Genomic DNA, 7,194 nt, shown 5'->3' on the forward strand with positions numbered 1-7,194 from the left:
TGCGCCATCTCATGCGGCAGGCTGACGTTCTCGTGGCCCGGAATCACGATGGTCACGCCACCGGATTGGTTGGATTCGACGGTCACCCTGGCGTTGGGAACGACGCCGGCGTCCTTGAGACGGGTGATCAAGTCGATGTCACCCTGCACGTGCTCGGTCAACTGGCGTACCACGACAGCCACGGGTGGGCCGGCGGGCAACTCCGTCAACCGGACCAGGTTGCCGTCTTCGGCGCCGAACCCGTCGCCGATGCCTAGATCGATGAGTCCGGGAATCGGGTTGCCGAACGGCGACGTGGTCGGGTTGTTGAGCACCTTCATAAGCCGGCGCTCGACGTCGTCGCTCATGACGTGCTCCCACCGGCATGCCTCGGCGTGCACTTCTTCCCACGGCAATCCGATGACATCGACTAGCAGCCGCTCGGCCAGCCGGTGCTTGCGCATTACGGAGATGGCCAACGTGCGGCCCTTGTCGGTCAGCTCGAGATGGCGGTCGCCGGCCACGTGCAACAACCCGTCGCGTTCCATCCGCGACACAGTCTGGCTGACCGTGGGCCCACTCTGGTCAAGCCGTTCGGCGATCCGGGCACGCAGCGGGGTAACGCCCTCTTCTTCGAGGTCGTAGATGGTCCGCAGGTACATCTCGGTGGTATCAACCAGGTCGTTCATTCCGCACCCTCCATTGCGGCTGAGTCTACTTGCCCAGCTGCGCCAATGGTTCGCTAACACTCCAGCGCAGCAGTATGCCCGCCGCTGGCGCGACGGGCATACTTTTCGGTGCTGGGTGGGTGGTCAGCTTGCGTATGAGCGCAGCCGGTCGGCGCGCTCGCCGTTGCGCAACTTGGCCATTACCTCGCGCTCGATTTGGCGAACCCGTTCGCGCGACAGACCGAACAGCTTGCCGATCTGGTCGAGCGTGCGGGGCTGGCCGTCGTCGAGCCCGAAGCGCAGCCGGATCACCTGATGCTCACGCTCGTCGAGAGTGGCGAGCACGCTACGGATGTCGGTGTGCAGCAACTCGGCGATCACCGAGTTCTCCGCGGACATCGCCTCGGCGTCCTCGATGAAATCGCCCAGCGGCGCTTCCTCTTCGGACCCCACCGGCATGTCGAGGCTTACCGGGTCGCGGCTGTGCTCGAGCAGGTCATTGATCTTCTCGACCGGGATGCCCGACTCGGCAGCCAGCTCCTCGTCGGTGGCTTCGCGGCCCAGGTTCTGGTGCATCTCACGCTTGATGCGAGCGAGCTTGTTGACCTGCTCGACCAGGTGGACCGGCAACCGGATGGTGCGGCTCTGGTCGGCCATGCCCCGGGTGATCGCCTGCCGGATCCACCACGTCGCGTAGGTAGAGAATTTGAATCCCTTTGCGTAGTCGAACTTTTCCATCGCGCGGATCAGCCCGAGATTGCCTTCCTGGATCAGGTCCAGCAGCGGCATTCCACGCCCCGTGTAGCGCTTCGCCAGCGACACGACCAACCGCAGGTTGGCTTCCAGCAGGTGGCTGCGCGCTGCCTCGCCGTCGCGGACGACGGCGGCCAAGTCGCGCTTGCGGTTCTCCCCGAGACGCTTACGGGTCTCCAGCAGATGCTTGGCGTACAGGCCGGCCTCGATTCGCTTGGCGAGTTCGACCTCGTCGGCGGCGTTGAGCAATGCGGTCTTGCCGATCCCGTTCAGGTACACGCGCACCAGGTCCGCGGCTGGGCTTTGAGCATCCAGATCGCCATCAATCCGGATTGTGTTGGCTTTTGCCATGGCGGCCTCCTCAGAGCGTGAACAGTCATCGGGTACAACGAGCAACCCGACGTAGTAGTTCCCGCGGGGTGGCCGTCTCACACCCGTTGACATGCGCGAATGTCCAGTTGAACTGAGAATGTGCTGAGAACCCGCTGCGGCAGCGGGCTATTCGGAACCGTCGGCTTGCGGATGGGGTGAACCCGGTTGCTGCGACGGGCGGCTGTAGCGCTCGATCGCGGGCCGTTCGGCGGTGGGGAAGAGCGGGGTTCGCCGCACCGGTTCATCGAATCGACGCGGTTCGTCGGCGCGGCGTGGTGGACGGTCGTTGGCGATCAGCACCGCGATCCACGGCAGCGGGATCGACGCTGCGACGATCGCCAGTGAGAGAAGACCGTTGTGCCACATGCCGTACGCGACGGCGGCGAGAAGCAGCGCCGGAATGCGGAACGACATGATCGTCAAATATTTCCGCACACGTTGGCGGTGCTGGACTTCGTAAGAGGGTGCGGCGGCGGTGATGAGGATCGGTCGACCATCGTCGTCGAAACCCAGCTCATGGCTGCGCCTCATTTCTCCACTGTTGCACAACTTTGCTCACCGTGGCGGGTCCGGTTCCGGCACAATATGTGCCATGGAGACCCAGACGATCGAGCGCACCGACAGCGACGAACGCGTCGACGACGGGACCGACAGCGACACCCCGAAGTTCTTCCACTACGTCAAGAAGGACAAGATCGCGGAGAGCGCCGTGATGGGCACCCACGTGGTGGCGCTCTGCGGTGAGGTGTTCCCGGTGACGAAGTCGGCGAAGCCGGGCTCGCCGGTCTGCCCCGACTGCAAGCGGATCTACCAGTCGCTCAAGAAGAGCTGACCGGGTCGGGGTGCACGGGCGGCGTGTCGTCGTTCGTTGCCTCACCGGTGTCGTCGACGACTTCCTTGGCGCGCTTGACCAGCCACCGTCGCATCCGGTGGGCGTGCGTGCGGGGGGCCGGCCACTCCTCCTGGATGGCGGCGTTGAACTCCGCACCCAACATGATCGAGAAGCCCGCAAAGAACGCGAACAACAGGAATGCGATCGGGGTGGCCAGCGCGCCGTAGGTGTAGCCGGTGCCGGTGATGTACCTCAGGTAGATGCGTAACCCGAGTGTGGCGATCACGAACGCCACACTGGCCAGGGCCGCACCGAAGACCAGCCGGTGCGACGGAATCGGGTCCGGCAAAGCCACGCGATACAGCACCACCACGGTGGCGATCAGACCGGCGAGCAACGCCGGGTAGTAGCCGTAGGCCAGCACATCCTGCAGGCCGTTGGGAATCAACTCGGCGAGCTTGCGCGGCCCCCGCACCATCAGCGGGGCAGTGACGATCACGAAGAGCAGCATCACGACGTACAGGCCCAACGCGAACAGACGCTGGCGCACCGGATGCCGCAGCGGCGTCTGATCGTGAGCCTCGACCACCGAATCGACGAAGGCGGAGATTGCCGACGACCCCGCCCACAGAGAAATCACGAAGCCCAACGACACCACTTCACCGCGAGCGCCTCGATCGATGTCGGCAATGGTCGGCTCGATGATCTCGTGAACGACGCTCTGCGAGAAAATCTTGTTCGACATCGACACCAGGTAGTGCTCGATCACCGACATCGTGTCCGGTCCGAACAGCGGCGCCACGTAGGCGAGGCTTCCGAGCATCCCCAGCAGCAGGGGCGGCAAGGACAATGCCGACCAGAACGCCGCTTGCGCGGCTTCCGAAAAAATCGAATCGTCCCAGCTTTTCGACAACGCCCGCCGAGTGATTCGCCAGATGTGATGTCGCGAAGGCTTTACTGGGAGGTCGGTCATGACCCGTTCAGGATTCCCGACGAACGCACCGACCGCCAGGATTGCAGGTGGCGAGTCGTGTCTAGGACGCGATTGGTTCGCCGCTGGTTTCCAGCACGGCGGACAACTCGATCAGCTTCGCCTCATGCTCGTTGGCGTGGTGCTGGCAGAACAGGAGCTCGGCGCCAGAGGGCAGCTTGGCGCGAACGCGTGCAGCAGCGCTGCACCGATCGCAGCGATCAGCCCGGGTTAACTCTGGACTGGTCAACGTTGCGTTCATGGCTTCTCCGTTCTGCCTTCTTTACTGTCTCAGATGTCAACGCTTTTGGCCGTCTTCACCGCGGGTTTACCCGCTGTGTCGTTTCTCACCCCGGCCCGTTTGGCCGTCGGAGCAAGATGGCGGTATGAATCGGCCGCCGGCGGTGCTGGTACACCTGTGTCCCGTTGACGACTGGACGGCCGCTCAGGTTCACGGCGAACTGAAACCTGAGTCGCTTACCAGCGTGGGCTTCATCCATTTGTCGACGCCAGAGCAAGTGCACCTGCCGGCGAACCGTCTCTATCGCGGGCGGGAGGACCTTGTCCTGCTGCACATCGATCCGACCCGTCTGGATTCACCCATTCGTTGGGAACTAGGAGTAGCAACGGATCCGGAGTCGATGCTGTTCCCGCATCTGTACGGCGCCTTGCCCGTTGGGACTGTGATCAATGTCACCCGCTACCGGCCCTCCGCTGACGGCTCGTTCGCGGCGATCGGCGAATAGGCGTCGGCTTCGATCTCCACCAACAACTCCGGGGCGATGAGCGCCGCCACTTCCACCATGGTGGCCGCCGGGCGGATCTGGCCGAACACCTCGGCGTGCACGACCGCGACGTCACGCCAACGCGAAATGTCGGTCACATAGATCCGAGTGCGGATCACGTCGCTCAACGCCGCTCCCGCCTCGTTGAGGGCGATCTCGATGCGGCGCAATGCTTCTCGAGTCTGGGCGCCGATGTCGCCAGGCGTCCCGGGCCCGGTCGTGCCCGCCACGACGACGTGTGGGCCGACACGCAGCGCACGTGAGTAACCGACGGCCGACTCGAAGTCAGTCCCGGACGACACCAGGATGCGGCTGGTTGACATGCGGTCAACCTAGGCCAGCCGGCGTTGCCGGCGCATCCGAATTTCTTCTAGCGCAACCCGTTCGGATCGTCCACCCCACCAGGCCAAAGGCAAGTGAAGTGCCGATGTGGGTCTGACAAACGCCGAGACAACGCTGCTCGGTAGTTTTAAGCTTTCCGCTGGACCAACCGTCAGAACGCCCCCGAGAGAAACCTCCCACCCCCATTGATACTTCGCTGGGTCAAAGACGAGAACGACGAGCAGTACCGCGCATATAGCGGCAACCGCACGTATACGGCTCGCCTCTTCGAGGTGGGCGCATACGACGGCGACCCCACGCTGACCATGTACGACGACAGTTACCGGTCGACATGCTGGTCCCTGACGATCCGGGTGGGCGTGACCACCCTCAACCCTGTCCGGTTGTTCAACACCCGCTCCAGCGCGCTGTTCGCGGCGCAGCAATCGGAGGACAACGCGACGGAACACCAACGCCCGGATTCAGACGTGGATGATTTCTCCGGACGACACGGACGGGGGGTGCACGACGAGAACACCGTCACGATCACCGGCCGGGACGGCAAGACCTACACGTACTGGACCCGCGGCAGGGCCGATCTGATCGGGGACTAGTGGGGCCGGTTGCCGGTCGTCGCTAGTCGAGGTAGTCGCGCAGCACTTGGGAGCGGCTGGGGTGGCGCAGCTTCGACATCGTCTTCGATTCGATCTGGCGGATGCGCTCACGGGTGACGCCGTACACCTGGCCGATCTCGTCGAGGGTGCGGGGCTGGCCGTCGGTGAGGCCGAAGCGCAGCCGTACGACGCCGGCTTCACGCTCGGACAGTGTCTCCAGCACCGACTGCAGCTGATCCTGCAGCAGCGTGAAGGACACCGCGTCGACGGCCACCACGGCTTCGCTGTCCTCGATGAAGTCACCGAGTTGGCTGTCACCCTCGTCGCCGATGGTCTGGTCCAGCGAGATCGGCTCCCGGGCGTACTGCTGGATCTCCAGCACCTTCTCCGGGGTGATGTCCATTTCCTTGGCCAGCTCTTCGGGCGTGGGCTCGCGGCCCAAGTCCTGCAGCAGCTCGCGCTGAATGCGGCCCAGTTTGTTGATCACCTCGACCATGTGGACCGGGATGCGGATGGTGCGGGCCTGGTCGGCCATCGCGCGGGTGATCGCCTGGCGGATCCACCAGGTGGCATAGGTGGAGAACTTGTAACCCTTTGTGTAGTCGAACTTTTCGACCGCACGGATAAGACCCAGGTTGCCCTCTTGGATCAGGTCGAGGAACGCCATACCGCGGCCGGTGTAGCGCTTGGCCAGCGATACGACGAGTCGCAGGTTCGCTTCCAGCAGATGGTTTTTCGCGCGGTCGCCGTCGCGGCAGATCCACACCATGTCGCGACGCTGAGCCGCGGGCAGCTTCTCACCCTTTTCGGTCAGGTCGGTCATCAGCTGGGTCGCGTAGAGGCCCGCTTCGATCCGCTTGGCCAGCTCGACTTCCTCTTCGGCGTTGAGCAGCGCCACCTTGCCGATCTGCTTGAGGTATGCGCGAACCGAATCCGCGGACGCCGTCAGCTCGGCGTCCTTGCGGGCCTGTCGCAGAGCCTCCGACTCGTCCTCGTCCCAGACGAAATCGCCTGAGGCCTTGTCCTTTTCGCTCGGCTCGACGATGTCTTCGTCGTCGACGGCTTCGTCGCCGACGGCTTTGGCCGGCTTCTTGACGGCCGCTTCGTCGGTCTCGGGCGTCTCGGGCTCGTCGTCGGTCGCGTCGACCTCGAGGTCTTCGAGATTCAGGTCTTCCGGGTCGATTTCGATCTCGTCGCCGGGTCCGCCGTCGAGTTCGGCGTCTACCTCGAGATCCTGCTCGTCGGTTTCGACGTCGGCAGTCGTGACCTCGGCGTCGTCGGCGCCTTTGGACGTCGCTTTCTTGGGGCGACCACGGGCTGGCGCCGACTTGGCCGCGGCGCTCTTGGTGGCAGCGCGGGTCTTGGTGGCCGTCGCTGGTTTGGCAGCCTTCGCCGGCGCCTTAGCGGCTGTCTTGGTGGCGGCGCCGTTGGCGGCTTTGGCCGACGAGCGCTTCGCCGGGGAACTGGCGGGAGATTTGGCGGCGGTGCGCTTCACCGGCTCCTCTGTTGCCGGTCGTGCTTTGGTCGCTGCCACGTAAACCCCTTCGGTAGAACTCAACTTCCGGTGCTCTAGGCATGGTGAACCGGAAAACGTCAGCTATGTCAGATGTCGGCGTCGATTATCAGGGTGGATATTCGCCGCTATCGGTCGGGCGGCTGCCGGTGACCATTGTAACGACAGCAGGGCAATACCCCCGCCAGAGCACGAAATCAGTGCGTCACGTCGCGCGTCGCCGCCATCGCCGCGCCGACGATACCTGCGGTGTTCTGCAAGGCCGCGGCCACCACCGGAGTGCGGTTTTTCAGCAGCGGCACCCATTTGTCGGCTTTTCGGCTGATCCCGCCGCCGGCGATGAACAACTCCGGGCACATCGCGTTCTCGATGGCGACCAGCACTTTC

The 7,194-nt window shown here is 64.1% G+C and carries 10 protein-coding genes and 1 pseudogene; 3 read left to right on the forward strand and 8 right to left on the reverse strand.

What is annotated here, in order from left to right; all coding sequences use genetic code 11:
• From VN856_RS06095 to VN856_RS06105, 3 genes are all read right to left on the reverse strand, one after another.
• A partial coding sequence (locus VN856_RS06095) for a metal-dependent transcriptional regulator (RefSeq protein WP_325687160.1) occupies positions 1–668 on the reverse strand: 668 nt, incomplete at its 3' end.
• A 123-nt stretch (positions 669–791) separates the two neighbouring features.
• On the reverse strand, positions 792–1,751 hold the full coding sequence (sigB, locus tag VN856_RS06100) for a sigma-70 family RNA polymerase sigma factor SigB (RefSeq protein WP_325687162.1): 960 nt from the start codon (positions 1,749–1,751) through the stop codon (positions 792–794).
• A gap of 147 nt (positions 1,752–1,898) precedes the next feature.
• Positions 1,899–2,303: a DUF3099 domain-containing protein gene (locus tag VN856_RS06105; RefSeq protein ID WP_325687164.1), complete on the reverse strand. Its 405-nt coding sequence runs from the start codon at positions 2,301–2,303 to the stop codon at positions 1,899–1,901.
• Between the two features lie 61 nt (positions 2,304–2,364).
• Here VN856_RS06105 and VN856_RS06110 point away from each other — a divergent pair, with 61 nt between their 5' ends.
• A complete protein-coding gene (locus VN856_RS06110) occupies positions 2,365–2,604 on the forward strand; it encodes a DUF3039 domain-containing protein (protein ID WP_325687166.1) in 240 nt (79 codons plus the stop codon).
• Here the strand turns inward: VN856_RS06110 and VN856_RS06115 are convergent.
• Both VN856_RS06115 and VN856_RS06120 read right to left on the reverse strand, forming a co-directional pair.
• On the reverse strand, positions 2,591–3,577 hold the full coding sequence (locus VN856_RS06115) for a YihY/virulence factor BrkB family protein (RefSeq protein WP_325687168.1): 987 nt from the start codon (positions 3,575–3,577) through the stop codon (positions 2,591–2,593). The genes VN856_RS06110 and VN856_RS06115 overlap by 14 nt on opposite strands.
• Before the next feature lie 61 nt (positions 3,578–3,638).
• On the reverse strand, positions 3,639–3,836 hold the full coding sequence (locus VN856_RS06120; protein ID WP_325687170.1) for a DUF7455 domain-containing protein: 198 nt from the start codon (positions 3,834–3,836) through the stop codon (positions 3,639–3,641).
• Between the two features lie 124 nt (positions 3,837–3,960).
• On the opposite strand from VN856_RS06120, the gene VN856_RS06125 reads away from it, so the two are divergent.
• Entirely contained in the window at positions 3,961–4,320 is a 360-nt protein-coding gene (locus VN856_RS06125; protein ID WP_325687172.1) for a DUF952 domain-containing protein, read from the forward strand.
• Here the strand turns inward: VN856_RS06125 and VN856_RS06130 are convergent.
• Entirely contained in the window at positions 4,275–4,682 is a 408-nt protein-coding gene (locus VN856_RS06130; RefSeq protein WP_325687174.1) for a RidA family protein, read from the reverse strand. The genes VN856_RS06125 and VN856_RS06130 overlap by 46 nt on opposite strands.
• 204 nt (positions 4,683–4,886) lie before the next feature.
• Here VN856_RS06130 and VN856_RS06135 point away from each other — a divergent pair, with 204 nt between their 5' ends.
• A complete protein-coding gene (locus VN856_RS06135; protein WP_325687176.1) occupies positions 4,887–5,294 on the forward strand; it encodes a hypothetical protein in 408 nt (135 codons plus the stop codon).
• A gap of 22 nt (positions 5,295–5,316) precedes the next feature.
• Here VN856_RS06135 and VN856_RS06140 read toward each other — a convergent pair whose 3' ends face one another.
• The gene (locus VN856_RS06140) at positions 5,317–6,828 is read right to left on the reverse strand and encodes an RNA polymerase sigma factor (protein WP_414686882.1); all 1,512 of its coding nucleotides are present in this window, start codon (positions 6,826–6,828) and stop codon (positions 5,317–5,319) included.
• A gap of 176 nt (positions 6,829–7,004) precedes the next feature.
• A pseudogene (locus VN856_RS06145) lies at positions 7,005–7,194 on the reverse strand (ROK family protein); the annotation flags it as partial.

The organism is Mycobacterium sp. (genome assembly GCF_035603715.1).
In the GTDB taxonomy this organism is placed as follows: domain Bacteria; phylum Actinomycetota; class Actinomycetes; order Mycobacteriales; family Mycobacteriaceae; genus Mycobacterium.

Excerpts from the sequence above, each read along its gene's own strand:
- sigB (WP_325687162.1), bottom strand. The coding sequence starts at position 1,751 with ATGGCAAAAGCCAACACAATCCGGATTGATGGCGATCTGGATGCTCAA.
- VN856_RS06105 (WP_325687164.1), bottom strand. The coding sequence starts at position 2,303 with ATGAGGCGCAGCCATGAGCTGGGTTTCGACGACGATGGTCGACCGATC.
- VN856_RS06110 (WP_325687166.1), top strand. The coding sequence starts at position 2,365 with ATGGAGACCCAGACGATCGAGCGCACCGACAGCGACGAACGCGTCGAC.
- VN856_RS06115 (WP_325687168.1), bottom strand. The coding sequence starts at position 3,577 with ATGACCGACCTCCCAGTAAAGCCTTCGCGACATCACATCTGGCGAATC.
- VN856_RS06120 (WP_325687170.1), bottom strand. The coding sequence starts at position 3,836 with ATGAACGCAACGTTGACCAGTCCAGAGTTAACCCGGGCTGATCGCTGC.
- VN856_RS06125 (WP_325687172.1), top strand. The coding sequence starts at position 3,961 with ATGAATCGGCCGCCGGCGGTGCTGGTACACCTGTGTCCCGTTGACGAC.
- VN856_RS06130 (WP_325687174.1), bottom strand. The coding sequence starts at position 4,682 with ATGTCAACCAGCCGCATCCTGGTGTCGTCCGGGACTGACTTCGAGTCG.